1 pseudogene is annotated in these 921 nt (G+C 69.1%); it reads left to right on the forward strand.

The features are described from left to right. Nucleotides 1-75: 75 nt before the first annotated feature. A pseudogene (locus ACLQ24_RS29880) lies at nucleotides 76-921 on the forward strand (IS3 family transposase); the annotation flags it as partial.

Consider the following 921-nt stretch of genomic DNA (forward strand, 5'->3'; position numbering starts at 1 on the left):
GGGCCTTCCCCCTTGATCTTGGACACTTGAACCTTGGATCGCGAGGTCCGGGTAGATCAGGAGTCCTGGAGCAGCATGGCGAACAAGCACTATCCCGCACAGTTCAAGGCCGACGCGGTGGCGTTGTACCGGTCCCGGCCGGGCAGCACGATCGCGGTTGTGGCCGGCGATCTCGGCGTCAACCGGGAGACGCTGCGCAGTTGGGTCCGCGTCGACGACCAGCGCCGTGGCGGTGACGTCGCGTGGCCCGCAGCGGCGGTCAAGCCGGAGCCGGGCTCGGTCGAGGTCGAGAACGCCGAGGTGCGCCGCCGGGTCCGGGAACTGGAGGAGGAACGCGACATTCTTCGGAAGGCGGCCCGGTATTTCGCCGGGGAGACGCGCTGGTGAACCGCTTCCAGTTCGTCGCCGACCACCACGAGCGCTACGGCGTGAAGCGGTTGTGTCAGATCCTCGGCGTGGCCCGGTCGAGCTACTACTACTGGACGTCGAGCGCCGAGGCCCGGGCGGTCCGGCAGGCCGCCGACACCGTACTGGCCCGGCAGATCCGCACGGTCCACGAGGCCGACAACACCTACGGGGCGCCGCGGATCACCGCCGAACTGCGAGACCGCGGCACGCTGGTCAACCACAAACGCGTCGAGCGAGTCATGCGCTCGATCGGTGTGCAGGGCTTGCGGCTGCGCCGCCGTACTCGCACCACGATCCCGGATCCGGCCGCGGCCAAGGCCCCGGACCTGATCGGCCGCGACTTCACCGCACCCGCGGTCAACCAGCGCTACGTCGGCGACATCACCTACCTGCCGGTCGGTGACCGCGGGTTCCTCTACCTGGCCACCGTCATCGACCTTCACTCCCGCCGGCTGGCCGGGTGGGCGATCGCCGATCACATGCGCACCGAGTTGACCATCGACGCACTGAACG

The sequence above is a fragment of the Micromonospora sp. DT4 genome (assembly GCF_049841675.1).
In the GTDB taxonomy this organism is placed as follows: domain Bacteria; phylum Actinomycetota; class Actinomycetes; order Mycobacteriales; family Micromonosporaceae; genus Micromonospora.